The following is a 26,721-nucleotide window of genomic DNA, read 5'->3' as shown; positions in this document are numbered from 1 at the left end:
ATGATCGTGCTGCATTTCATTTTCTGATTTCAGAAGAAGAAAAGCAATTATATCTATCTAAAGTGTCTAAATATACTAGAAATCTTATTCTTGGAACTTTTTCAGACAAAGGACCTTTTAAATGTAGTGGTTTGCAAGTACAGGGCTATTCACAAGATGCAATGAATCGTTTTTTCGATGAGAGCTTTCACAATATAAAAAACATAACACAGGTACATGTGACTCCTTTTGGTTCAAAGCAAGATTTTGTTTTTGGAGTTTATAATAATAAAGAACCTCTTTTAGTGAATTGTAAATAGGTAGATTCCTACCAAAAAATTAAATAATTAGAATGGAATTAATTTTAAAGCCATGGCCATGGTATGTGGCAGGGCCAGGTATTGCCCTTGTAATGGGCTTGTTAGTATATTTTGGGAAATCTTTTGGGGTTTCTTCAAATCTTAGAACCATGTGTTCTTTAGCGGGAGCTGGAAAATATGCGGAGTTTTTCAAATTTGATTGGAAATCGCAAATATGGAATTTAATCTTTGTAGCAGGAGCTATGATTGGCGGCTATATCGCTCACAATTATTTAACTGAATCTCATCAAATAAATCTTAATCCAAATACGGTAAATTCTCTGAAAGAGTTAGGATTTACGAATATTGGTGCGGCATATATGCCACAAGGAATATTTGGTGTGGATGTTTTATTTACTGTAAAGGGATGGTTGTATTTACTAAGCGGAGGAATATTAGTAGGTTTTGGTACACGTTATGCAGGTGGTTGTACTTCGGGACACGCCATTAGTGGACTGAGTAATTTGCAGGTTCCTTCATTAATTGCAGTAGTTGGTTTTTTTATAGGTGGGCTTGTGATGACACATTTGCTATTGCCTTTTATCGTTTAAGTAGAAAGTAATGAAATATTTTAAATTTTTATTAGTAGGAGTTTTGTTTGGAATAGTTTTAAGCAAAGCGGAGATAATTTCTTGGTATAGAATCTATGAAATGTTCCGATTTGAGTCTTTTCATATGTATGGGGTTATCGGATCAGCAGTTCTTATCGGAATTGTAATGGTTCAAATAATGAAGCGTATGGAGTTCAAAGGTACACATGGAGAGCAAGTTCAATTTGTTCCGAAGTCATTTAGCGTTCCAAGATATTTGTTTGGTGGAATAATTTTTGGATTGGGTTGGGCTATGGTTGGAGCATGTCCAGGACCTGTTTTTATATTACTAGGAAAAGGAGTCATTTCTATATTAGTAGTGATTCTTGGAGCCTTGCTAGGAACCTTTTTATATGGTTTGGTTAAAAATAAGCTTGTACATTAATTGACTAGCTGTTTTTTATCAAGTTTTAATTGAAGCAAAAAGAATGACTTTGAAGATTCTTTAATATTTAAGAATTGAGTCTTGCTAATTTCTTTAGAATAAAAAGATTACCAAAGAAATATAGAATACTTCCTAGGCCTTCTAAAGCAGAGTATATGGAAGCAAGAAAAAAAGGAATTGTATTAATTAACCAGGATATATAATATATAATAAAAAAGCGGTGAACTATTTGAGTTTACCGCTTTTTTATTCTTAGAAACTGGTACCTGCTCCAATTACTAAATTGGGTTCCCATTGGTCATATGGTGAGTTTTTATCATTTAACAAATCAAAAAGGACATGTACTGAAACCCAAGATCTTTTACTCGTTCTTTTTCTAATTCCAGCTCCGGCCCATAAATAAGGGACCCATTCCTTTCTTGAGGTAACATTTGCATTATTGTCAACCGTTAGATATTCATAACTAAAAACTTCAGGAGCTAAGTGTAGGTACAAGTCACTAAATGCGAACCATCTTAAAAAGGTTCCAAATCCGTAATTATGATAGTCGTACTTTTCTCCTTGTATTTTTTGAGAAGAATAGGTGTAATAAACTTTTAGTCCTGTATATACAGAAGGCCTTAATCTATATCCCACTGTCGGTGCAACGGTGATGGATGTATAATTTCCGAAAGTTGCTCCAAAGGTCCCACCAAAATAAAATTTCTTGATAAAGGGCACAGCGGATTTTTTCTGATTTTCATTTTTTGCCTGAGTTTTTTTTGGTTCCTCCGCCTTTTGAACCTCTTGAGGTGTTTCCGCTGTTTGTACAGGCGCTACCGTTTCTGGATTGGCAGGGGAAGCAGTGGCTTCTTCTTGTAGTTTGTTAGCTTCTTCAGGACTAATAGTTGTCGTTTTACCTTCTGTTTGAGACTGTGCAAAGGTGGTTATCGAAAGAACAATTAAGAAAATTATTTTCTTCATAAATAAGTAGGTTTTAAAGTAAATATACAAACAATGTACTTAAAGTTCAACAAAAAGGAGAAGGAGAATCTCAATGGGCATCTGTCAGCGCTTCTTTGATACCTCTAAAACCTTTTTCAATGTTTGTAAGATTTTGAATTCCGTTTTTCCTCAAATAAGAAATAGCAATGACGCTTCTATACCCACCACCACAAAAAATATGATAAGAACTTAACTTATCGAATAGTGAAAGAAAACCTTCGTTTATCTCCAAGGGAATCAGGTTTGTTTTGGAGATATGAGCATCTATGTATTCTGATTTTTTTCTAACATCGATAGAAACAATATTGTCGGTGTCTGTTTGTTTTAAATAGTCTGCGGGATCAATAGAGACAATAGATTCTGTTTGGTAATGTAATTCCCAGTTAGAAATCCCTCCTTCTAAATACCCAAGAATATTGGTAAATCCAAGATTTTTTAATTTGTTTATTGAAGTTTCGATTGCTTCTTTGGGCAAAACAAGCAATAAATTTGTTTGTTTATTAGGGACAACAAGCTGAATCCATTTTTCAAAAGGGCCTTCAATCCCTGTAAAAATAGCTTTTGGGATATGCTTTTTCACAAAAGAATCTTGATGTCTTAGATCAAGTAAAAGAGTCTCTTTGGCAGCTAAATGCATTCGAAATGTTTGTAACGATAAGGATAGGGACATGGACGAGAATTTTATTTTTTGCAAAATAGAATTAAATGTATTGTTGGCATAGAGAATCTAGTTTATTTTCAAAATTCAGTTCTAAAGATAAAATTGAACTTGTCTTTGGTAAATTTTCACTTATATTGATACCTTATGGTTTTTATTTTTGTTGAGAACTATTAATTTTAAGATCATAATAGAATATGAAAAATGTACTTTGTTTAGTTGGTTTGTGTTTTACCTTATTTGGAAATGCTCAGAAACAACAGAAAAATGTATTGTTTTTAGCGGTTGACGACTTGAAAACAGAATTAGGATGTTACGGTTCCCAAATCGTTCAATCTCCTAATATAGATAGGCTAGCGGCTGATGGAATATTATTTACTCGCGCGTATTGTCAACAAGCAATTTGTGGTCCTTCTAGAGCGAGTATCATGACGGGAGCACGACCAGAAACCATAAATGTAACAGATTTATTTCAAGATTTTAGAGCCAATGTGCCTAGTATCAAAACGATACCACAGCACTTTAAGGATAATGGATATGAAACTGTCTTTACAGGTAAAGTATTTCATGGTAAGTATGTAGACAGAGAAATGTCATGGTCTAGACTAGCCGTCAAGCCTAAAAGGAGAGCGGATGTTCCAGAAACCAAAGGAGGCTATGCATTGAAAGAAAGTCAAGATTTATATCTAGAGAACAAAAAGGCTCTAGAAAAAAGATATGGAGAGAAAGTGATCAGAGAAAACTGGTTGGCAAAAGGCCCAGTTACAGAATGTGCCGATGTCCCAGATGATACCTATGAGGATGGATATAATACAACCGCAGCCATTGCAACTTTAAAGGAATTGGTGGTGAATGACAGACCTTGGTTTTTGGGATTAGGCTTTAAAAAACCTCATTTAGACTGGATTGCACCTAAAAAATATTGGGATTTATACGATAGGAATGAAATTCCACTAGCTACACATACAAAGCGGCCGGTTAATGGTGCCTCTATGGGACTTTCTGAATCTATGGAGGTAAGAGTTGCTGCGGATATGCCTAAAACAGAAGATTTTTCTGTTGACTTACAAAAGAAACTACGACATGGGTATTATGCTTGTACAAGCTATATAGATGCTCAAATAGGAAGAATGATTAAAGCCTTGAAAGATTCAGGGGAATATGAAAATACGATTATCGTTCTTTGGTCAGATCATGGATTTAACCTTGGTGAAATGGGGTATTGGGGTAAAGCAACCAATTATGAAGTAGCCACAAAAGTTCCTTTTATTATTGTTGCACCGGGTATTTCTCAAAAAGTTAAAGGAGAGCAATCCAATGCCTTGGTGGAGTTGGTAGATGTGTTTCCTACGCTTTGTGACTTAGCTGATTTGGAAAAACCAAATCACTTAGAGGGAACTAGTTTGGTTCCGTTGCTAAAAAAGCCAACTAAAAAGTGGAAGGAAGATGCTTTTAGTATTTTTCCTACGCCTGCCTTAAGAGAATGGGCAGCACGTCCGTTTACACCACCATTTAGAACGGCGTTCTATGCTCCCTTAATTGTAGAAATTGAAGAAAGAATTTCTAATCAAATGGGAGATAAATGGAATCGTAAAACCTTTGAAGAATTTGTGATGGGGTATGCTATGAGAACTGATAGATACAGAACTGTCGTTTGGAAAGATAGAAGAAAGCCTTTGGAAGCTCCTTTGTTTGTAGAGTTGTATGACCATCAGGAAGATCCAGATGAAACGAAAAATATAGCAGATTCCAATCCAGAATTGGCAGCAAAGCTTATAAAACGTATGGAAAAATCCGGATAGCAAGGGAAGTAAATTAATTCAGAAGGAGTTGGGATTAATCATTTTAAAGGTTGTTTTTTGATTTTAGCAATTCAATCACACGTTTCCAATTGTCAGGATAATCCGTTATTAAATGAAGTTGTTTGTTTGTGTATGGGTGTGTAAAACTCAATGTTTTCGCATGTAAAAAAAGCGCTTCATTTTGAAACTGATCCTCAAACATTCTATTATGAAACCGATCACCATATTTGGGGTCTCCAATAAGGGGATGACTTATTTTATTCATATGAATTCTTAGTTGATGCAATCGACCTGTTTTAGGAGATAATTCAACCAAGCTGTAGCGAGAGTTTTCATAAGGCCCTACTTTTATCGGGACTTTATAGGTTTCTTTTCTTTCAAAATAAGTTAATGCTTCTTTGTGCACATTGGCATCTCTACCCTTAACAGGACTGTCTATTTTGCCAGATTCAGGAATAAAACCTCGGACTAATCCGATGTATTTTTTTTCAATAACATTGCTCATGAATAGCGCTTGGAATTTAGAAACATATTCTTTCTGTTTTGAAAATAATATGATTCCTGACGTTTTTCTGTCTAGCCGGTGAACAGGAAAATACTTTTTGTCCAATTGATCCTGTAAAAGCTGCACCATAGATTTTTCTTCCAATTGGTTATTAGCCATCGCTGAGTGATGGACTAAAATATTATTTGGCTTGTGAACAGCGATGACATAAGTATCTTCAAAAAGAATTTTAAGAACCATACAGGAAAAAATATTTCTTAGTTTATAAGAATAAGTGCTCAAAAATAAACTAATTTTAAAATATTAAACTTCCCTGTAAGCAAAAGATTGGTAAAGCGACTTATGGGGCACATATTTAGATAGAACATGATGAAAGAAAAACTAAAAATAGATATCATTTCCGATGTAGTTTGTCCATGGTGTACCGTAGGATATAAGCGTTTGGAAAAAGCAATAGAGGAATTAGGAGTTCAAGATAAAATTGAAATTGAGTGGCAACCTTTTGAATTGAATCCAAATATGCCAATAGAAGGACAGGACTTAAATGAACATCTTGCGGAAAAGTATGGTTCTTCAGAAGAACAGTTGGAAGCTTCGAAGAATATGTTAGTGGAAGCAGGAGAAGATCTAGGGTTTACGTTTGATTATTTTGAAGAAATGCGCATTGTAAATACCTTTGAAGCACACGTGTTGTTGGAGTATGCCAAGAAGTTCGGTAAACAAACAGAATTAAAAATGCGTTTGACAACGGCTTATTTTAGTGAAGGGAAAAATGTTTCTAAAAGAGAAGTTTTAAAAGAAGCCCTGTTAGAGGTGGGCTTGGATGCAGTGGAAGCATTAAAACAATTAGACATAGAGGAAAAAAGAAAAGAAGTGTCGGATTCTCAAAATTATTGGAAAAGTTTGGGGGTTAATTCTGTTCCTACAGTGGTATTTAATAGAAGAAGTGCTGTGACAGGTGCACAACCTATTTCAGTATTCAAACAAGTATTGCAAGAGCAATTAAAAAATTCATAAGATAGAGTTCTTTTTGCCTGCAATAATTCTATCGAGAAGTTCTTTAGTATCGTTTGTTTGAGTTCTCGATACAAAATTATTTTCCACTGCGTTTCAAATAACTCCACTCGAACTGACAGGTAATGAATACAAGTGTCACATCGATTGATTTAGAGGCACAAAAAAAGGGCATTGATAAAATCAATGCCCTTTTGTTTTGTGAAACAATGAATTATTTCATTGCTCCAATCATATCTTCCGGTTTTACCCATTCGTCATATTCTGCTTCTGTCACATATCCCAAGCGTACAGCTTCTACTTTTAAAGTAGTACCGTTTGCGTGCGCTGTGTTTGCAATCTCAGCAGCTTTATAATATCCGATTTTAGTATTCAAAGCTGTAACTAACATTAAAGAGTTGTTTAATAACTTCTCGATAACCTCATAGTTTGGCTCAATTCCAACCGCGCAGTTTACATCAAAAGATACACAAGCATCTCCAATCAAACGAGCTGATTCAATTAAGTTTTTAGCCATTACAGGTTTGAAAACATTCAATTCATAATGTCCTTGTAATCCACCTACACCAATAGCAACATCATTACCCATAACCTGAGCAGCTACCATTGTAATCGCTTCACATTGCGTAGGATTTACTTTTCCAGGCATGATAGAAGATCCTGGCTCATTAGCAGGAATGATCAATTCTCCAATACCAGAACGTGGTCCTGATGCCATCAAACGGATGTCATTTGCGATTTTATTTAAAGAAACAGCAATCTGTTTCAATGCACCATGTGTTTCTACAATAGCATCATGCGCAGCTAAAGCTTCAAATTTATTTTCTGCAGTGATAAAAGGCAATCCTGTAAATTCTGCAATTTTTTCTGCTACCAATACATCATATCCAGCAGGAGTATTCAATCCTGTACCAACTGCAGTACCACCTAAGGCTAATTCAGCCAAGTGAGCTAATGTGTTGTCTAAGGCTTTTAAACCGTGATCTAATTGCGATACATATCCAGAAAATTCTTGTCCGATTGTCAAGGGTGTTGCATCCATTAAATGCGTACGTCCAATTTTTACAACATCTTTAAAAGCTTCTGATTTTGTTTGTAAAGTATCTCTCAATTGTTTTACACCAGGAATCGTAGTTTCTACGACAACTTTGTATGCTGCAATATGCATTCCTGTGGGAAATGTATCATTAGAAGATTGTGATTTGTTTACATCATCATTTGGCTGGATTACTTTTTCTCCTTCACCAATTACTCTGCCTGCTAATTCTTGCGCTCTATTCGCAATAACCTCGTTAGAGTTCATGTTTGATTGTGTACCAGAACCCGTTTGCCAAACCACTAATGGAAATTGGTCATCGTGTTTTCCTGCTAAAATTTCATCACAGGCTGCAGAGATCAAATCTCTTTTGTCTTCTGCTAAAACTCCCAATTCGCAGTTGGCGTGAGCCGCAGCTTTTTTTAAGTAAGCAAATCCATATACAACCTCTAAAGGCATGCTACCTGCAGGACCTATTTTAAAGTTGTTTCTTGAACGTTCTGTTTGGGCACCCCAATATTTATCAGCAGGGACTTTTACCTCTCCCATGGTGTCTTTTTCAATTCTATATTTCATAATGATACTATTTTATTTCGAGTCTAATAGGCTTTGGTAAGGCCTTTGAATAAGCCACAAAAAATCTTTTTTTTGAAGCTTCACAAATATAAGAAATCACAAGGTTTTGACCTTGAGAAACAGAGAGTTTTTAAAGAGGTTTTACTCTTTTATTAACACCTAAAAATAACCTAAAAAAAAATGGCAATACTTTGAAAAAAATACTATTTTTGCTGCATATTTATAATTACAGATAAAATTATTATGGACGTTTCTCAATATTTAGGATTTTTATTATTTCTTTTCGTATTCACAGCTGGATTTTGGTTGTTGATCTTTTTGTTGACTTTTGTAGTTCCTTACTGGATTGGTGGAACTTTGTTAGAGAATTTAACAATGAAAAAAGAAGAAAAATCTAAAGAGTAGAGTGTTCTTGAAAAAATATAAAAGGGATTGCATTTTTTGCAATCCCTTTTTTTATGCTTCAAATTAGTTGTTTATTACAGTTTTATTTAGTTTCGTTTTTTATTTCTATTTATGAAAGCAGCTACCCTTAAAGAATTGAAAGTAGAATTGTCTCATGCAAGTCATGATGAACTTTTAAAGTTGTGCTTGCACTTGGCAAAATTTAAAAAAGAGAACAAAGAATTGCTTACTTATCTTTTGCTTGAGTCAGAAAGTGAAGATGGATACATAGAAACAGTAAAAGAGGAGGTAGATGCTTTGTTTGAAACGATCAATACGAAGAGTTATTTTTATATGAAAAAAACAATTCGTAAAATTCTAAGAACGATTAAAACGAATATCCGTTATTCCAAGAAAAAAACAACAGATATTGAATTGATACTGTATTTTTGTGAAAAGTTAAAAGACCTCAAACCTTCGGTTCAAGATAGTACTGTTTTAAAGAATCTTTACGATCGTGAATTGGACTCTGTAGAGAAAAAAATTAAATTGGTTCATGAAGATTTGCAATTTGAATATTTGAAGGAATTAGAAAGATTAATAGTATAGTCTTATTGGTTTTGATGAAAATCCTGTAATATTTGATGTGAGAGGTTCTGACGGGAATTATGATCAGTTGAAAAACGCACTATTTGGTTTTGAAAAGTTTGTTAAACTTACCTGAGGTTACAGCCATTGTGTATTGCCTAGTAAATTTTGTATCATGACTAATTTGGTCATTTGAGCATTTATACCCACAAAACTAGATATTCCAGGTTTCAACGTAAATTTGAGGAAAATGTGAGTCCGTACAGTCACTTACTCTTTCCGATGCAATGAGGATGTTTTCTCTTCCTTGGATGAGTCACTGCTTTTAAGATCGAAATGGTCAGATACATATTCCATGTTGTTGATTGCTAGTTTCTTATTGGGAACTAGACTTATAGGATAGTCAAAATGACCAACTCCATCATATTGATTCCAATCCAGACTATTTATTAAGAATATCCAACGAACCAAGCTAATCTATCTAGCGACAAATAATATTGAAAAGGGAAGAATCCATTTCTAATTCGATTTTGACTATGTAAAAATTTTACATCAATTTAGAAGATAGAATCGAACTCGGTTTAACGCATAATTCTCTTGGGAAGGATCCCAAGAGAATTAAACGATAACAAATAGTTTGATGGTAGATCTTTAATGTGCCTTTTGTTTACTGAACAAGAATTTTAGTCATAGAACTGTTATTCTCAGAATTTATTTTAACAAAATAAATACCGCATTGAACTCCTGCTGTTGATATTTTTAAGTTGTTTTTGTTTTGGAAGTTTTCATTATGAACACGCAATCCGGTCGTATTATAGATCTGAATATTTCCCTTTTTTATTTTGTCCTTAAAGATTACATTTATCTCTTCGTTTTTTGAGATTGGACTTGGGTAAATAGTAAAGGTTAATGGTTCTATCGATTCTGTAGACAATGAACTTGAGTATACAAGATAACCTTCATCATCTAAAGCTAAACTAGCGTTTGCACTTCCGTCGTGTGATATTTTTGAAAGCTGTGAAGGTGAGAGGCCATCTTTACCAAAATTTAATACTTTTTCTTTAAACCCAATAATATGAAGTGTTTGATTGATGGTCCATGAATCATTGCTGTGATCTTCTAGTTGAAGTAGGGTAACATTTGATCCGAGGGTAACATTAATTCTATTGGTATTTGTATTTGTCGTTGAGGTTTTTAAAATAAACTTCCCAAGATTATCTTGATTTGCGTTAAAAATAAGATTTAAGGTTCTGAAATTTCCGTTATTGCATTGAAAATCTGTGTAGTTACAGATGTTTACTTTATTAAATGTGACCCTTGCCGAGCCATTGTCTTGTATTTGTATTCTTTTATTGGTGTTGGCATTGATAGAACCATTGTTGTTAAATATTAGATGAGAATTATTGTAGATAAAATAATTTCCATTGTAACTGGATAGATCGGAGTTGTTGTCAAAATTGACTTCAGAGTTGTCTTGAATATACATATTACCTGTTCCGCTCATGCTACCATTAATCATATAATTATTTGGCAGGTCATTTTCTTTCCCAAAAGAAACACCCAATATGTTTATGTTGCAATTGAATTTTAAAGTTGAGGTTTGTTGCGAATTATTTTGAATACTACCATTGGGGTCTATTGAAAGCGTATAGAATCCATCGATTAGCATGTCTTGCGCATTCGGAGTATTACTAATTTTTGATAATGAATAGTTATCATCTACAATAGAGTTTTCTATTTCTATCGTTGCCTCATAACCTGATTTAGGTGTTTTGTTTGTCCAATTTCCAGTGCTCCAATTTACACCTGAAACAAGGGATGTCGGACCATTTGTCACTGTTTCTAGAGACTCCTCTACTTTTATAAACTTTCTTCTAATGATATTGTTTCCTTCTTCTAGATAAATAAAATAAACACCGGCTGGATAATCGGAGATAGAAAAACTTACATCTCCTTCTAGTGAAGCATAGGTTTGTTCTTCCATAATAGTTTGAAGTAAATTTTCGATTCTAACTTGAGCGTTGGTTGCAGCAGGGAAGTTCACAGTAATAGTATGGTCTGCAATGGGTTGTTCAATATTTATAGCATTCACATTTGTTCCTGCAAATGCACCTAAAGATGTGGAGGATATTTCGTTTCCAAAAAAATCTCCTTCTTGATTGCTTGAATTAGAAGGGATAGATAATCCAGCTATATTGGCTGAGTTTGTCAGAAGAATTTTCCACCAATTTTCATTTTCACGAATCAGTTCTATTCCGTTTTCATCATAGCTGTTGGTGGTGTTGTAGTAATGATTCGTATCAAAAATATAGGAATTACTGTTACCGAGATCAAAACCCATCGAGTCTTCTCCGTAAAATGTATTATTTTGAAATATCGTATTTGTAGGCCAATTGTTGGCACCACCGCCCCAATTACCTGTGTCTAAAAAAAGTTTTTCTACACTTGGTGATTTGCTTTTGCAATAGATGGTGTTGTTGTAAATTTTGGCGCCTGAAACAGGACCGGATATATGAAATGTGGGAACTTTATTTTGATATTCGCCTTTCGTTCTTCTGTATCCATCGTTAAGACTTAAATTGTATCTAATGATTGGATTGCTGTTAAAAGTGCTTGCTTGACCACCATCTACACAAATAAGTAAAAATCCACCAGAGTTGTTAAAGCTATAGTTGTGCTGGATGATGGTATTGATACAATTAAAATCAGCATCATAGCCTTGACCGTCTTGAAAGGCTACATGATCACTCACTTGATTGTGTTGAATGGTTACATTCTCACAATGAAATGCCCAAATTCCAGCAGCGGCATTTCCTTGAATAAAAGAGGGGCAGGCAGTGAAGTCTTTGGCGATGTTATATTCCACAGTTGAATTTTGCATTCCCCATGCAACAATCGCATCTCCAGGAATTCTTTCTATTAAGTTGTATCGTATTTTAAAATTTTCATGTAGGTGTGAGGTATCAGTTCCAGGTTTTCCTGCGTTGTAGTTCCCCCATATACCGCTTCTTGAAACATCATGTATATAATTATGTTCTATAATGGCGTTTACAAACCTTGCACCACCAGTTGCTTTAATTAAAATAGCGGAACCTCCACCGTTTCCTTCTAATTTATCCCAATGACCGTTTACATCAAAGATTTCACAATTTCTTATGATGGAACCATAAATGTTTTTTCCTGCTGTTCCGTTAACTCTAGATTCAAGGCCTGTTCTACCAGCGAAAATGTTAGAGCCTAGGTTAGTGATAGCCATATTTTCAAATACCACGTGAGAGGCATTTAGCAACTGTAAAGCAAAATCATTGGTTCCATTTCCATTAAATTGAGGTTTATTTAAATTGGAAGATCCGTAATCTGAAATTAAAAGAGGGTTTGTTAAAGATGTTTTTCCAACAACTTTTGTGAAGTTAAACATGAAACGACCATTCCAAGAAGCACCTCTTTCAAATAAAATGGAATCACCTCCTCGTGGTCCGTTTGAATTTCTATTCAAGAATTGAATGACCTTGGGAATTTCAGTCCAAGGATTCTGGTAGGTTCCAAGGTTGTTGGAAGAGGGATGTAATTTTTTGTCGGATACATAGAATGTTGCAGACTTAGATGAGTTCGATTTTAAAACGAACAACACGGTAATAAGGACAATCCAAAGTCTTTTTTTGTTCTTCATAGTATTTTTTTTGATAAATAATTGGTTTTAAGTTTTTTAGTTGCTTGTAAAATTAGAAGGTCTTAAGGATGTCATTAGGATATGAATTATCATTTTTATATCAGTAATTATCGATTCGTTAGATTGGTAACCTATGGTTTGTATTTTTTTATACTCATGTTATTTTTGAGTAGTATCGGATACCATATCAAAATAAAATCATTGTGGTATAGTATATGTAAAGCTTACATAGTTTTTCACTCTGCTGTTTATCAAGACGCAGCTTTCATATAGAACCTCCTGAAATTTTCTGTAGAAATTCCAACCGCAAGAATCATTTTTTGAGCAACTGCTGTTTGAGGACGCAGGACGACTTCAGTTGGTTATGATTCGAGGGTTCGGGATTTAAAGAAAACAGGAGAGGTCTTGACTTTTAGATTCCTTTTGTACTTGTATTTTGCAGGTCGTAGTATCAAGACAAAATGAATATGACATAAGGCTTTTATGGAATCGTGAAATTCAGGAAAAATGGCGATTGAATATCTTGAATATAAATAATAAATTAACAAGATGTTGTTGATGAATTATCTGAATAATATCAAGATTAATTAATTTCAAATATCTTTAAACATAAAGAACGATACGTTGTTACTTACTATTTTCTTAAATCAAGCGTGTTTTCTGTAGTTTTTCAATTCCTTAATCCACATGAAGAATGAGCATTCGAACGCAAACAACCTAAGCTAATAAAGGCGATAACAAATTGATTCCCTTCTATTAAATTTCACAATTTTATTTCTAAATTAGATCCCAATAAATGCTATGAAACTCAAGGCACACAGTTTTAAAACACTCAGAATGTTTTAGCTCAAGTACGGGTCGGTTCGGTTTGCCAAAACAGGTCGTTTTAAAACTGCCAAACGCAACTTGTCGTAGCCAAAACCGATAAAACAAATTTACTTTTTGAGTATGCTGTTAAGTGGCGAAGCTGCGATGGCCAGCTATGTTAATTCTTTTTATGTTCTATCTTTTTTTTGAGTAGCTTGGGGTAAATGTGGGTCTTTAGGGTGAAAGTCTCCACTGCGATTCTAGTATCAATTCGTGATGCATGTACCTCATTTGAGTCAGGATACTTGCATCTTAAGAATAAGAACAAGTGATGGAGGAAAATTAAAATAAAAAATTATCAAAAATGATGGATTCTCAGACAAAAAAATCTCAATAAGTACTTTATTGAGATTTTTTTTGAAGTATATTTTAGGTTCACAATTGAATTAAATACTGGTAGGCTTCTAATAAGGTAGGGAAACAATAAGCGCTTCCTGCCGCCAACATTTTTTCCTCTGAATTCATGGTCAAAATACCAATGGGTAGCATTCCTGCTTTCAAAGCAGATTGTGTTCCAGTGATGCTATCCTCAAAAACCCAAGTGGATTTGTAATCTTCCTTTGAAATTCCTAAAGCTGTAGCCAATGTAATATAGGCTTCGGGAGCAGGTTTTGGTTTCTTATAATCTTCCAAACCAAAACAAGTTGTAAATCCTAATGCCAGCTGAGCAACACTATTTTTAACAAAAGCTCTCGTAGCATTGCTAGCGATTCCGTGAGGTGTTTCTTTACTTGCTAAGAATTCTTGAATTTCTCTTACTCCAGGAAGTAAATCGGGTGGAGTAGTGCTGTTGTGTAAACATTCCCCTTTTTTAAGAAAAAGTTCAGAAGCTTTTTCAGGAAACCCCGCTTCATCACAAAAATGTTGTGCGATGATGTGTGGAGATTTTCCGGAAAGCTTTTCATGTGGAAAATGACTAATTTCTTGAGAGAAAAGTTCCTTGTGAGCTGTATTCCATGCGTTAAAGTGACTTTGAAAACTGTCAACAATAACACCATCAAAATCAAATAGAACTCCTGTAGGCATTGGTAAACTAGGCTTCATTAAATACTTTTTTTAAATAATTATTCAAGAATTTGTTTGTTGGATCTAACTCCTGGCGTAATTTTTTGAAATCGTTCCATTTAGGATAAAGCGTATCAAACTCTTTGTCTTTTGCTTTGAATCGCTTTCCCCAATGGGGTCTTCCACCGTGTTTTATAAAAATATTCTCTACAGTTTTAAAGGCTTCATAACTGTCCGCTGTTTTCGCATTTCTAGAAACACAGCCCACTGTCACTGTATCCTGTTCATAAGCATAACTCAACCACGAGGAGTCCTTTTTTACAAATCTAACATCCATAGGAATATGAATAAATGCTTTGTTGCCCCAGTTATTGATCACATGTTTTAATTCTTTAAAAACAGCAGGGAAATTATCAATACCGATAGTCCATTCTGCCAGTTCTAAAGTAGAGCCTCTAGATTTTGTTACTGTGGCTTGATATAAGCTTCCTTTGTGTTCTTTTTCACTATTAAAAAAGGCGAATGCCAATATTTTGTTTGCGACAGAGGTTAGCCAAGGCAATACATGAGTGTATTTGTAAAGTATTTTAGAGACATCCCTTCTATATTTTAAATAAGAAGGGCCATTGTTCACTGTTACTGGTTGATTTTCTGGAATTTTATCACCTGTAATCACATATCCCTTTCCTGTATGTGGCATCCAAAGAACACGTAAAAAATCAAATTGATCAATTTTTTCTTTTAGATTAGACATCCAAACAGCGTCTTTTTCTGGACGTTCTTTGATGTGTAAAGTATAGTTTTCTTCGCATTTAAAAGTAACGGTAGAGAAAACCCCTAACGTACCTATTGATACTCGTAAGGCATCCATCAATTCATCGTTTTTATCTACATCTTTTATTGAGCCATCAGCCAAAACAAGTCGAATGTTTTCAACATAACTTGCTAGTAATTGACCGCTAGTTCCGTGAGTTCCCGTTGCCAAAGCACCGCCCAAAGTAACTGTGTTGATATCAGGTAAACATGGGATGCACCAACCTTTGGACTCAACGGCTTCAATCAAATCAACCAATTTGATTCCAGATTGAACTGTAATCAATCGATCGTTTTCATTGTATGATATTATTTTGTTGTAGTTACGAATGTCTATCAACGCATCTACACCTGCTGAGATATCAGCAGAGGATTGTTTGTTTCCAAAAGTTCTTACTTTTTTAGAATTTTTGATGATTTCCTGTAGCTCAGCTTCTGATGTTATTTCATAAAGCCTGTTGTAGTCATGTTTGATGTTTTCGTTCCAACTGACCCAAACGCCATTTTTTAATTTATTCATTTTCTGGAGAGATTGTAATACGATGCAAAGATACTAAAACGTTTAACTAAAAATGACTTGTATTGAACAAATAATATTTTATTAATCTTGAATCTAGTATTTGTTTTTGAATGGAGAATTCTTTTATTCTTCTTAAGATTGGATTATTATGTGCGGTGTTTGATATTTTATATATTTTCTTGGTGTTGAAAGTAAAGACAAAAAAAATAGCTTCAGAGTGATGTGAAGCTATTTTATAAATTGTTTATTGAATCAAGTCAACAATGAGTTCTGTAGGTCTTCCTACCACAGCTTTGTTTTCTTTTACAACAATGGGACGTTCTATAAGTTTTGGGTTTTCGATCATTGCTGTGATTATTGCATCATCAGACAATTCTTGACCTTTATAGTTCTCTTTCCAAATTTTTTCTGTTTTTCGAACCAATTGGATAGGAGAGAGGTTTAAAAAACCTAATAATTCAGTAAGTTCTTTTTTGTTGATTGGAGTATCTAAATATTTGATGATTTCAAATTCAACTTTTGCCTCGTCTAAAGCAGCAACTCCTTGGCGACTTTTGGTGCATCTAGGATTGTGGTATATTTTTATCATATTATTTGTCGTATTAGTTTTTTATTTTTTTTCAATGCTTTTTTATAATTTATAGGTAACCCCAAGCTCTTTTAAATCTTGTGCCAATTGCTCTGGTGATTGAAAATGAATTCCTTGAAGTCCTAGTTTTAAAGCCGTTTCAATATTAGGTTTGCTATCGTCAATAAAAACAGCAGTTTTAGGATTGATGTTATACTTTTCAAAGAGGTGATGATAAATTTCATCAAATGGTTTTCTCATTTTTACTTCTCCAGAAACAACCATTCCTTGGAAACTATTTAAAAATGGAAATAATTTTGTGGCAGTTGGCCACGTTTCTGTACTAAAATTAGTCAAAGCATAATACTTATATTTTTGATCTTTTTTGATGGCTTCAAAAATTTCTAAAGTACCTGCAACTGGACCTTTGCACATTACTTCCCACTGTTCATAATAGGCTAAAATTTCCTTTTTATATTCTGGATATTCAGCAATTTTTAATGCATTAGCAACTGCAATAGTTCTACCAGCATCTTGTTCAATATTCCATGCTGCGGTACATACATTTTTTAAAAACCAATCCATTTTTTCAAGATCATTTTTAAATAGATTTTTGTATAAATATTCTGGTTTATGATCTATAAGAACACCACCTAAATCAAATATGATTGTATCTATGGTTGCCATCTGTCAATTATAATTCGTTGTTATCTTCTGTTCCTGAGTTCAACATCAAATAGGCCTTTAAAAACTCATCGATTTCACCATTCATCACCGCATCAACATTTCCCGTTTCATGCGCCGTTCTAACGTCTTTGACCATTTTATAAGGATGCATGACGTAGTTTCTGATTTGGCTTCCCCATTCAATTTTCATTTTTCCTGCTTCAATATCACTACGAGCTTCTTGTTGTTTGCGTAACTCTATTTCGTATAATTGTGATTTTAACATCTGCATTGCCCTATCTCTATTTTCATGTTGTGAACGAGTCTCAGAGCAAGATATTTGGATTCCAGAAGGTTTATGCGTCAGTTGAACCTTGGTTTCTACTTTATTTACATTCTGACCACCAGCGCCGCTTGAACGCGCTGTGGTTATGGAAATGTCTGCAGGGTTGATTACAATTTCTATGGAATCATCCACTAATGGGTAAACATACACAGAAGCGAAACTCGTGTGTCGTTTTGCATTGCTATCAAAAGGGGAGATGCGGACCAATCTATGGACTCCATTTTCTCCTTTTAAATATCCAAAAGCAAAATCACCTTCAATTTCTAAAGTTACCGTTTTGATTCCAGCAGCTTCCCCTTCTTGATAGTTTAATTCCTTTAACTTAAACCCTTGCTTTTGAGCCCACATCATGTACATTCTCATAAGCATTTGGGCCCAATCACAACTTTCCGTTCCACCCGCTCCGGCTGTAATTTGTAATACAGCACTTAGTTGATCTCCTTTTTCAGAAAGCATGTTTCTAAACTCAACATCTTCTAAAAGCGTTTTTAATTTTTTAGATAATTCCTCAACATCTTCTTCCGTTGCTTCTCCTTCTTTATAAAACTCTAATAAAACAGATAAATCGTCTTCAAGACTTCTTAACTGATTGTAATCTTCAACCCACTTTTTTAAAGTTCTAAGGTTTTTTAAAACAACTTCAGCCTCTTTTGGGTTGTTCCAAAATTCTGGGTTGGCACTTTTCTCTTCTTCATTTTTGATAAGAATTAATTTCTTATCTATTTCTAAATAGCCTTTTAATTTTTGTATTCTTGTAGTGTATTTTTGGAATTGCTCGGTTGTAATCATAGAAACAAAAATAACAATTATCTTTAGCAGACAGAGGAACGAGGCTTGTTTTTTATCACAAAATGATAAATTAAAACTTTTGTCAAAATAGCAATTGTAATAATAGTAGGTTTAGATCGACAGAAGGTGAGATAGAGTTTAGAATATAAAAAATATTTAGAATGAATTTGGAAATAGCAACATTAGGAAATGGGTGTTTTTGGTGTACAGAAGCAGTTTTTAAAAGATTGAAGGGTGTACATTCTGTATTGCCTGGATTTAGTGGAGGAGCCATTAAAAATCCTGCTTATAGAGAAGTAGTAACAGGTAGAACGGGGCATGCAGAAGTCTTGCATATAACGTATGATCCTGCGCACATCTCCTATGAGAAATTATTGGCCGTGTTTTTTTCGACACATGATCCTACCACGTTGAATAGGCAAGGGAATGATGTAGGGACTCAATATAGATCTGCTATCTTCTATCATACTGAAGCGCAAAAGGTTATTTCTGAAAGAACCTTGGAAGCTTTGGGAAAACAAAATGTGTTTCTTGATCCAATTGTTACGGAGTTGACTAGGTTTGAAGCGTTTTATGAGGCGGAAAGTTACCATCATGATTATTTTGAAGGACACCAAGAAGAACCCTATTGTAAACTAGTTATCAATCCAAAATTGAATAAATTTTTAAAGCAATTTGCATCGGACTTAAAATAAAAAAAGCCTCTTCGTACGAAGAGGCTTTTTTTATTTTACTGTAAAGGTGCTTATGGTAGAGAAAGGGATTCCTGTATCAGAAATACCTTGAATGTCTATTACATAATCTCCTCTAGTGTCACAGCTAAAAAAGGAGATTTCCGCTTTTTGGTCGGGCAATATCCTAATATAAGGTTCCCAATGCAAAGTGGTTCTCATGTCAGCTTTGGCCATTTCTTCAAATCCGTTTATATGATCTGGAGCAAAGAATTTTCTTGTGGTATAAAAACCTTGTGCCTGGAAGTCAATAATACCAGGTTTTCTTTTTATGTTTCTACTTGAAATATTACTACCTAATTTGGAATACATAGCAATCACACCGTTGGCTGCGTTGGAATATACAGCCGCGTCCGCTCCGGTAAGTACATCAATAAAATCAATATCTGAACCATATAAAGATTCTACGAAAGTAGAATCAATAGGCATACCGTCTAAATAAAAAGCTGGGCTACCACCACCACGAATACTAACACTTGTTCCAGAAACACTAACTCCAGCTAGACGTTGTAATAAATCGAATATAGTATAGGTTTCTGATCCGATGATGTCTTCAGGTACTACTCTTTTATCAGAGTACCCGTGCAATGTTCTATCGTCAAATTCTTCGTTTCTTTTCTCTATTTCTGTTTTTCTTTGACCTACGACCACAACCTCATCTAACAATTGCATTTGTTGTTCGTATTCAAGATTTACTTGTTCAATGTATTTAGAAATCTTTAGATAAGCGGCTAACTGATCTTTGTCTGTAATATTAGACTGAACAACTTGTTGTCTTTCTACAGTCGGTTTTGGGGCTTCTGCATTGTCTAATAGAATGACAACATTTCTGTTTTTATACTTTTCTGACTTAAAGCTATAAAGTCTTGCTTCAAGAAGGGTGGGTATGGTATCAAAAAACACAAACGGTCCGTATGAAAAGTTACCTAAAGAATCCGATTGCTGTGGTTCTTGATGAAAGGTTTTCCCCATAAAGGTAATTCTAGTCGCTGTACTTCTAAAATCGTATGGTTTTTTGAGTGCTTTGGTTCTTCCCTTGATAAAAATTCCTTTTTCCAACGGAAACTCTCTTTCTTTGGGTGTGTTGTTTATCAATTCTTGCCAAGTAAATCGTCTCCACCCATTTGTCATCATGGTCAGGTCTAAAAGATATCTTCTTTTGGCATCATTTGGTTTCTCAAAGAAATAGCCAGGATTTTCTACTTTACCTCTTAAATCTGAATTTAATAACAAGTAGGTTCTAATGTTTTCTGAAAAATTATTTTGAGGTACTGCTTGCATATCTCTAACGGACATAGATAAAGAACTAGGAACAACTTCTCCCTCTAGATCTTTTGTGTCAATCGTTAGCGTTAATTTTTCTCTTATTCCCAATTTCTTTTTGTCTGGTGTTGCTGAAACTGTAATATTGTTATTTTCGTTTTCTACAAAAACGAGTCTTTCTGCAAGTGGGTTTCCTTCTGCATTAAAAAGTGTTATATGCACAATTCCATCATCCATACTTTTAGTAGGGAAGTTTAAGTTATAACTATCAACAGCTCCTGATTCTATTTTGCTATATAAGTGCTTTCCTCTTTGATGAGCCACCAAAAAGGTTTCTTTTAACCCACCTTCTATATTAGAAGCCACATTGATTGAGATATTAGATCCGTTGTTCACGGCACTTAACAGGCAGCCCTTTGGTAACACCTCAGGTAATGGATAGGTTTCTTCAGAACCATTAATATCAACAATAGCTTTGTAGGATTTTCCCGCTTCTGGTGTTAAAATAAATAATCCTAAACCAAATTTTACCGTGCTAAAGGTGAACACTTCATTGCCATCATTGTCAACGATTATTCCTTTTACTGTTTGGTTTTTAAATATTGGATCTGTAACCTTTATCGCAATTTTATTAGTCAAACCCTCCACAAGATATCCACCTTCTGGATAAAAATTTAATTCTGGCCTTGGAATTTTATAAGCGTCTTCCTTTTCTTTAGTTTGAGTTATTGCCGCTGTTGTTGTTTCTGTTGTGGCAAGACTATCATTTTCAACGGTTGCAAGAACTGTGATTTCCTTTTGAAAGAAATCTTTGGAGCTCATATTGCGCATTTCATTTGTATACGCACGCAACAAATATTTACCAGGTTTCCATTTTTTTGAGATTTTAAAATCACCTGCACCCGTTACTCTTGCTACAAAAATATTCTTTGAATCCATGATGCTATCGTTACTGTCGATTAGATCGACATGCATCACCATACTTTTGTTACTTTTTAAGTGGCTCACACCGTTGACCAAATATCCTGTGAACCAAATAGATTCATCTAGAGAATAATAAGGCTTGTCCGTATGTAAATATATTTTTTCAGGAAAATTTTTGGAGTCGTATTCATTAAGTTTGGATACAATCAACTCATTTAAAACCTCTTTGTTTAATATGGTAAATGATACCAAGCAAAGCAATAAAAGAGTAGGGTAAACTATTTTTTTCATAAAATTTTTATCGTGTTTGTATTTAGACAACCATTGAAACGAAAGGTTTAATTGTAAATTGTCTATCTATCAAAAATGTTGCCGTTTTTTTAGAAGCTCCTAAAATAGGCTTTTTATTGTGATTGGATGTTCACAAAAAGTAGTCATATAAAATTAAGGCACAAAAAAAGGCCGATATGTTAGTATCGGCCTTCCTTTTATGAAATATAATATTCTTATAAGTGAATCACTTCATCGTAAGCATCTGCAACAGCTTCCATAACCGCTTCACTCATGGTAGGGTGAGGGTGAACTGTTTTTAATACTTCATGACCTGTAGTTTCTAATTTACGTCCTAAAACCGCTTCAGCAATCATATCTGTAACACCAGCACCAATCATATGACATCCTAGCCATTCACCGTACTTAGCATCAAAGATAACTTTTACAAAACCGTCTTTGTTTCCAGCAGCACTTGCTTTACCAGAAGCAGAGAATGGAAATTTACCAACTTTGATATCGTATCCAGCTTCTTTTGCTTTCGCTTCTGTCATACCAACAGATGCAATTTCAGGAGAAGCATAGGTACAACCAGGAATATTTCCATAGTCGATAGCTTCCGAATGTAATCCAGCAATTTTTTCAACACAAGTAATTCCTTCCGCAGAAGCAACGTGCGCTAAAGCTTGTCCAGGAACGACATCTCCAATTGCATAATATCCAGGGATGTTTGTTTGATAAAAGTCGTTTACCAAGATTTTATCTCTATCTACAACAATTCCAACATCTTCTAATCCGATGTTTTCAATGTTAGATTTGATCCCTACAGCAGATAATAAAATATCAGCTTCTAATTTTTCTTCACCTTTTTTCGTTTTTACGGTAGCCACAACTCCGTCACCAGAAGTATCTACAGATTCTACAGAAGAATTTGTCATTACTTTGATTCCAGATTTCTTTAATGATCTTTCAAATTGTTTTGAAACATCAGCATCCTCAACAGGAACTACGTTTGGCATAAACTCAACAATAGTTACATCAGTACCCATTGAGTTGTAAAAGTGTGCAAACTCAACACCGATTGCTCCAGAACCAACAACAATCATTTTCTTTGGTTGTTTAGGCAAAGTCATTGCTTGACGGTATCCAATTACTTTTTTACCATCTTGTGGTAAGTTAGGTAATTCACGAGATCTAGCACCAGTTGCGATAATGATATGGTCTCCACTGTATTCAGTAACCGTTCCGTCTTCTGCAGTAACGTCTACTTTTTTACCAGTTTTGATTTTTCCAAATCCATTGATTACATCAATTTTATTTTTCTTCATTAAGAAGCTTACTCCTTTGCTCATTCCATCAGCAACACCACGACTTCTTTTGATTACAGCTTCAAAATCTTTATCGATAGCTTCAGCTTTCAAACCATAGTCATCAACATGCTTTAAGTAATCATATACTTGAGCACTTTTTAATAATGCTTTTGTAGGGATACATCCCCAGTTTAAACAAATTCCACCTATTTCAGCTTTTTCTACTACAGCAGTTTTAAATCCTAACTGAGAAGCTCTAATGGCAGTTACATAACCACCAGGTCCACTTCCAATAACTATTACGTCGTATTTCATTGTATATGATTTTTTGTTGTCTAACTTTTTCAAAATCTATGTTTGTGAAAATCAAACATAGTTGCCTAAATTAAAGGCATGCAAATTTAATGAATCTATATTTATTTTTACAATTTCAATGCTTATTTATCAAAAGTGTAATATTTAATCCTATGATTTGTTTTATGATAAAAAAGTATACAGTTTTCTTGTAGGTATGTGGATTCTGCTTCAGTAAAGTTGATTATTTCAAAAAATAACACCCTTAAAAACTTTTAAAAATGCTGAAAAAAATGTTAAATATGCTTTATGGAGATACTCAACTGTTAAAAACAAGATCTGTGATGTTCCGTTTTTTACATATTTTGAAAAGCGCTAAATTGATACAGATATGTAACAAGGGAAGTACTAAAAAGGCTAAAAAAGGAACTCCTAATAATTGATAGGGTACATAATAAGTCCATACCCCTAAAGCGATCGTAATCATTTCTCCAAAGGCGGGAAAAACAAATGAAATAAGACCAATGATAATGAGTTTATTTTTTAGTGTTTTGTGTGAAAGTGTTTGGATTAAGTTTTTTTCTATTTTATAAATAAATGGAAAAGATAAAAGCCAAGCGAAGGGCAGCCAATAGGGAAGAATAGGATCTATATTGTGGTATTCCCATAAGTTATAGGTAACACCGATGTATTCGATAATCAATCCACTTATGGCTGTGAAAAGCATTCCAATAGGGATGATCCAATTTTTGGAGCCATTGTTAAAACTAAGATTATAAGTGACTTGAATAGTTCTAGCAGCTAATAAAAATGCTAAAAGAATATGGCGTTCATGAAGCAACCCTAAAACAACACCTGCAATGGTGATTTTTAAGGTAGCTTTAATTAGTTCTATTCCGAATTTTTTTTTGTCTAAAATCATCTATTTATTCTACATTCTTTCTGGAACAGCTATTCCTAATAAGTTGAAGGCTGATTTTATAACTTCACCCACTTTTTTAGACAATTGCGTTCTGAATATTTTTAGGTCTTCCTCTTCACATCCAAGAATATAAGAACTTTGGTAAAATGAATTGTACTCTTTTACCAAGTCATAAGTATAATTAGCAATCAAAGCTGGACTTTGATTTTTAGAAGCTAATTGAACCGTTTCTGGGTACAATTGCAATTGTTTGATAACGCCTCTTTCTTTATCACTAATAGAGATTTTTGAAACAGGTGTTGTATAATCAAAATCAGCTTTTCTTAAAATAGACTGAATTCGAGCATAGGTATATTGGATAAATGGTCCGGTGTTTCCATTAAAGTCAATGGACTCTTTAGGGTCGAATAAAATTCTCTTTTTAGGATCTACCTTTAAAATATAGTATTTCAAAGCACCCATTCCTATGATTTTGTATAACTCTTCTTTCTCGGCATCAGAGTAACCATCTAATTTTCCAAGTTCTTGAGAGATTTCTCTTGCGGTATTGGTCATTTCTTCCATCAAATCATCCGCATCAACAACGGTACCTTCTCTAGATTTCATTTTACCAGAAGGCAAATCTACCATTCCATAAGAAAGGTGAAACATATTATCTGCCCAAGAAAAACCAAGTTTTTTCAATATTAAAAACAAAACTTTGAAGTGGTAATCTTGTTCGTTTCCAACAGTATAAGTAAGAGAGTCGATATCATAATCTTTGAAACGCTCTATGGCAGTTCCAATATCTTGTGTAATATATACAGATGTCCCGTCAGATCTTTGTACAATTTTTCTATCCAAACCTTCATCAGTCAAATCAATCCATACAGATCCATCTTCATCTTGCTCAAAGATTCCTTTTTTCAATCCTTCTGCAACAACATCTTTTCCTAGGATATAAGTATCACTTTCATAATAATTTTTATCAAACGCAACACCAAGATTTTTGTAAGAAACATCAAATCCGTCGTACACCCATTGATTCATTTTTTTCCAAAGAGCGATAACCGCTTCATCACCAGATTCCCATTTTAAAAGCATCTCTTGCGCCTCTAGTAAAATTGGAGCTTGTTTTTTAGCTTCCTCTTCAGAAAGACCTTTGCTAATCAATTCATTGATCTCTTCCTTATAAGCTTTGTCAAAAGCTACATAATAATTCCCTACAAGTTTATCACCTTTGATTCCAGTGTTCTCAGGGTTCTCTTTTTTTCCATCATTTCCATTAGGAGCAAATTTTTCCCAAGCAATCATACTTTTACAAATATGAATTCCACGGTCATTGATAATTTGAGTTTTGAAAACTTTTTTACCTGCACCAGCAATGATATTTGATACAGAGAATCCTAATAAATTATTTCTAACATGACCAAGATGTAAAGGTTTGTTAGTGTTAGGAGAAGAATATTCTACCATAACAGCTTTTTCCTCTTTTTTAGGACTTACAATCCCAAAGTTTTTTTCTGGATAAAGTGTTGCAAAGCTATCCACAAAAAAGTTTTCAGAAATTACAAGATTTAAAAAACCTTTAACCACATTAAAGTCGTCTACAATGGCCACATTATCTTTAAGGTAAGTACCTATTTGCTCTCCAATGGCAGCAGGATTTCCTTTGATAGTTCTCAATAAAGCAAAGATAACAACGGTAATATCTCCCTCGAAATCTTTTTTCGTAGCTTGAAATTCTACGTTTTCTATTTCTTTATCAAAAATTTTAGCCGCAGCTTCTTTTACAGCAATTGTTAAAGTGTTTTGAATACTCATTTATCTTGGAATTTTGAGCTGCAAATTTAACAATAATTAGATGGCTGTAAATAATTATTATTGAAAAATATTTGGTTCTAAGGAACAAGTAAACAAAAAGGGTTTTTTACTACAGCAATAAGCGTATCTTTGTGGACTAATTTAAGCGAATTGTTATGGCAAATATGGAAGCTAGACTTGCATCTTTACACAAAGATGCGAAAGAAGTTGAAAAGGAAACTTTAAAATATTTTCAACGTTTGAAAAAGCGTACTCCAAAGACTTTGGATTTAACAATGCGTGATTTACACGATGCTGAATTTGAAAAAACAGATTGTTTGACCTGTGCCAATTGTTGTAAAACTTCTAGTCCTATTTTTACTGAAAAGGATATTCAGAGAATATCTAAGTACTTTAGAATAAAGGAGTTTAAGTTTATAGAACAGTTTTTAGAAAGAGATTCTGACGATTTTTATGTGCTGCAACAGGTTCCATGTCATTTTTTAGATGAAAATGATAATACTTGTATGATCTATGATGTACGCCCGAAAGCCTGTAGTGAGTATCCACATACAAATCGTAAAAAATTTATTCAGATTACCGATCTTACGGTAAAAAATGCAGAAATATGTCCTGCTACTTTTAACATCATTGAAAATCTTAAGAAAGCCATTCCTTTAGGAGGTAAAGCAACGCCGGAGTCTAAATTTAAATAAAATGGCATGACGGAACTTGTGAAAAAATCTAATTTTGTTTTTCATGCTTTCGGAGATGCAGTAGCTGAAAAAGATTTTGAAGCTGATAATTTTTATATTGTGGTGGAAGAGGAGACTGCTATTTTTAAGATGAAACTTAAAAAGAAATTGGATCATGCTTTTTTTGAAAGAGAGAAGTTCTCTTTTGATACTTTTTTGTTTGAAGATACTTATGTCGTTAAAAAATTAATCTCCTTTTTACAAAATTACACAGATATTAAATATTATAAGTTGTCTATCGATTCGGGGGAAATATTTCAGATAGTATTGACTAAAATAAAAGTTTCAAACGAAGGAATTTATTTCCAATCATTTTAGTAATTCCAAACTAGATAGTTTATTTGTTTTTTTCTCAGTATTTTTGAG

Annotated in this window: 23 protein-coding genes and 1 pseudogene; 10 read left to right on the top strand and 14 right to left on the bottom strand. The window is 34.0% G+C overall.

Features of this window, described 5'->3' with window-relative positions; translation table 11 throughout:
* From P8H68_RS07300 to P8H68_RS07290, 3 genes and pseudogenes are all read left to right on the top strand, one after another.
* Positions 1–299: pseudogene (locus P8H68_RS07300) on the top strand (SAM-dependent methyltransferase); the annotation flags it as partial.
* A gap of 32 nt (positions 300–331) precedes the next feature.
* Positions 332–889 carry a YeeE/YedE thiosulfate transporter family protein gene (locus tag P8H68_RS07295; RefSeq protein WP_300322943.1) on the top strand — a complete coding sequence of 186 codons (558 nt, stop codon included), beginning with the start codon at positions 332–334 and terminating at the stop codon, positions 887–889.
* Positions 890–899: 10 nt separating this feature from the next.
* Positions 900–1,313, top strand: coding sequence for a DUF6691 family protein (locus P8H68_RS07290; RefSeq protein ID WP_300322941.1), 414 nt, complete (start codon positions 900–902; stop codon positions 1,311–1,313).
* Between the two features lie 252 nt (positions 1,314–1,565).
* Here the strand turns inward: P8H68_RS07290 and P8H68_RS07285 are convergent, their stop codons facing one another.
* Positions 1,566–2,276: a cell envelope integrity protein TolA gene (locus tag P8H68_RS07285; protein ID WP_300322939.1), complete on the bottom strand. Its 711-nt coding sequence runs from the start codon at positions 2,274–2,276 to the stop codon at positions 1,566–1,568.
* Between the two features lie 70 nt (positions 2,277–2,346).
* On the bottom strand, positions 2,347–2,967 hold the full coding sequence (locus P8H68_RS07280; RefSeq protein WP_300322937.1) for a rhodanese-like domain-containing protein: 621 nt from the start codon (positions 2,965–2,967) through the stop codon (positions 2,347–2,349).
* A gap of 185 nt (positions 2,968–3,152) precedes the next feature.
* Here P8H68_RS07280 and P8H68_RS07275 point away from each other — a divergent pair, with 185 nt between their 5' ends.
* Positions 3,153–4,757 (top strand): sulfatase, encoded by a 1,605-nt coding sequence (locus P8H68_RS07275; RefSeq protein ID WP_300322935.1) that lies wholly within the window; start codon positions 3,153–3,155, stop codon positions 4,755–4,757.
* A gap of 43 nt (positions 4,758–4,800) precedes the next feature.
* Here the strand turns inward: P8H68_RS07275 and P8H68_RS07270 are convergent, their stop codons facing one another.
* The gene (locus P8H68_RS07270; RefSeq protein WP_300322933.1) at positions 4,801–5,502 is read right to left on the bottom strand and encodes a pseudouridine synthase; all 702 of its coding nucleotides are present in this window, start codon (positions 5,500–5,502) and stop codon (positions 4,801–4,803) included.
* Positions 5,503–5,631: 129 nt separating this feature from the next.
* Between P8H68_RS07270 and P8H68_RS07265 the strand changes: the two genes are divergently transcribed.
* Positions 5,632–6,279 carry a DsbA family oxidoreductase gene (locus tag P8H68_RS07265; protein WP_300322931.1) on the top strand — a complete coding sequence of 216 codons (648 nt, stop codon included), beginning with the start codon at positions 5,632–5,634 and terminating at the stop codon, positions 6,277–6,279.
* Between the two features lie 211 nt (positions 6,280–6,490).
* Here P8H68_RS07265 and fumC read toward each other — a convergent pair whose 3' ends face one another.
* Entirely contained in the window at positions 6,491–7,888 is a 1,398-nt protein-coding gene (gene fumC / locus P8H68_RS07260; RefSeq protein WP_300322929.1) for a class II fumarate hydratase, read from the bottom strand.
* 243 nt (positions 7,889–8,131) lie between these two features.
* Between fumC and P8H68_RS07255 the strand changes: the two genes are divergently transcribed.
* Together P8H68_RS07255 and P8H68_RS07250 are read left to right on the top strand one after the other, a co-directional pair.
* Entirely contained in the window at positions 8,132–8,293 is a 162-nt protein-coding gene (locus P8H68_RS07255; protein ID WP_300322927.1) for a hypothetical protein, read from the top strand.
* A 111-nt stretch (positions 8,294–8,404) separates the two neighbouring features.
* Positions 8,405–8,881 (top strand): hypothetical protein, encoded by a 477-nt coding sequence (locus P8H68_RS07250; RefSeq protein WP_300322925.1) that lies wholly within the window; start codon positions 8,405–8,407, stop codon positions 8,879–8,881.
* Positions 8,882–9,527: 646 nt separating this feature from the next.
* Here the strand turns inward: P8H68_RS07250 and P8H68_RS07245 are convergent.
* The 6 genes from P8H68_RS07245 to prfB form a co-directional block, all read right to left on the bottom strand.
* On the bottom strand, positions 9,528–12,530 hold the full coding sequence (locus P8H68_RS07245) for a T9SS type A sorting domain-containing protein (protein WP_300322923.1): 3,003 nt from the start codon (positions 12,528–12,530) through the stop codon (positions 9,528–9,530).
* 1,242 nt (positions 12,531–13,772) lie between these two features.
* A complete protein-coding gene (locus P8H68_RS07240; RefSeq protein ID WP_300322921.1) occupies positions 13,773–14,441 on the bottom strand; it encodes an HAD family phosphatase in 669 nt (222 codons plus the stop codon).
* The gene (locus tag P8H68_RS07235; RefSeq protein WP_300322919.1) at positions 14,431–15,735 is read right to left on the bottom strand and encodes a D-arabinono-1,4-lactone oxidase; all 1,305 of its coding nucleotides are present in this window, start codon (positions 15,733–15,735) and stop codon (positions 14,431–14,433) included. Before P8H68_RS07235 ends, P8H68_RS07240 begins: the two co-directional genes overlap by 11 nt.
* Positions 15,736–15,979: 244 nt before the next feature.
* Positions 15,980–16,324 (bottom strand): arsenate reductase (glutaredoxin), encoded by a 345-nt coding sequence (gene arsC, locus P8H68_RS07230; protein ID WP_300322917.1) that lies wholly within the window; start codon positions 16,322–16,324, stop codon positions 15,980–15,982.
* Positions 16,325–16,366: 42 nt separating this feature from the next.
* Complete coding sequence (locus P8H68_RS07225) at positions 16,367–16,990, bottom strand: HAD family phosphatase (RefSeq protein WP_300322915.1); 624 nt, start codon at positions 16,988–16,990, stop codon at positions 16,367–16,369.
* A gap of 7 nt (positions 16,991–16,997) precedes the next feature.
* Positions 16,998–18,104: a peptide chain release factor 2 gene (gene prfB / locus P8H68_RS07220; RefSeq protein ID WP_300322913.1), complete on the bottom strand. Its 1,107-nt coding sequence runs from the start codon at positions 18,102–18,104 to the stop codon at positions 16,998–17,000.
* 161 nt (positions 18,105–18,265) lie between these two features.
* Here prfB and msrA point away from each other — a divergent pair, with 161 nt between their 5' ends.
* Entirely contained in the window at positions 18,266–18,799 is a 534-nt protein-coding gene (gene msrA, locus P8H68_RS07215; RefSeq protein WP_300322912.1) for a peptide-methionine (S)-S-oxide reductase MsrA, read from the top strand.
* A gap of 30 nt (positions 18,800–18,829) precedes the next feature.
* Here the strand turns inward: msrA and P8H68_RS07210 are convergent, their stop codons facing one another.
* The 4 genes from P8H68_RS07210 to argS form a co-directional block, all read right to left on the bottom strand.
* A complete protein-coding gene (locus P8H68_RS07210) occupies positions 18,830–21,313 on the bottom strand; it encodes a TonB-dependent receptor (protein ID WP_300322911.1) in 2,484 nt (827 codons plus the stop codon).
* A 215-nt stretch (positions 21,314–21,528) separates the two neighbouring features.
* On the bottom strand, positions 21,529–22,917 hold the full coding sequence (gene lpdA, locus P8H68_RS07205) for a dihydrolipoyl dehydrogenase (RefSeq protein ID WP_300322909.1): 1,389 nt from the start codon (positions 22,915–22,917) through the stop codon (positions 21,529–21,531).
* A gap of 298 nt (positions 22,918–23,215) precedes the next feature.
* Entirely contained in the window at positions 23,216–23,818 is a 603-nt protein-coding gene (locus P8H68_RS07200; protein ID WP_300322907.1) for a hypothetical protein, read from the bottom strand.
* A gap of 9 nt (positions 23,819–23,827) precedes the next feature.
* On the bottom strand, positions 23,828–25,621 hold the full coding sequence (gene argS / locus P8H68_RS07195) for an arginine--tRNA ligase (RefSeq protein ID WP_300322905.1): 1,794 nt from the start codon (positions 25,619–25,621) through the stop codon (positions 23,828–23,830).
* A 164-nt stretch (positions 25,622–25,785) separates the two neighbouring features.
* Here argS and P8H68_RS07190 point away from each other — a divergent pair, with 164 nt between their 5' ends.
* Together P8H68_RS07190 and P8H68_RS07185 are read left to right on the top strand one after the other, a co-directional pair.
* On the top strand, positions 25,786–26,316 hold the full coding sequence (locus P8H68_RS07190) for a YkgJ family cysteine cluster protein (protein ID WP_300322944.1): 531 nt from the start codon (positions 25,786–25,788) through the stop codon (positions 26,314–26,316).
* A 6-nt stretch (positions 26,317–26,322) separates the two neighbouring features.
* The gene (locus P8H68_RS07185) at positions 26,323–26,673 is read left to right on the top strand and encodes a hypothetical protein (protein ID WP_300322903.1); all 351 of its coding nucleotides are present in this window, start codon (positions 26,323–26,325) and stop codon (positions 26,671–26,673) included.
* Positions 26,674–26,721: the final 48 nt, after the last annotated feature.

The sequence above is a fragment of the Flavicella sp. genome, assembly GCF_029238425.1.
In the GTDB taxonomy this organism is placed as follows: domain Bacteria; phylum Bacteroidota; class Bacteroidia; order Flavobacteriales; family Flavobacteriaceae; genus Flavicella.
This window is presented reverse-complemented; position numbering and strand designations above follow the sequence as displayed.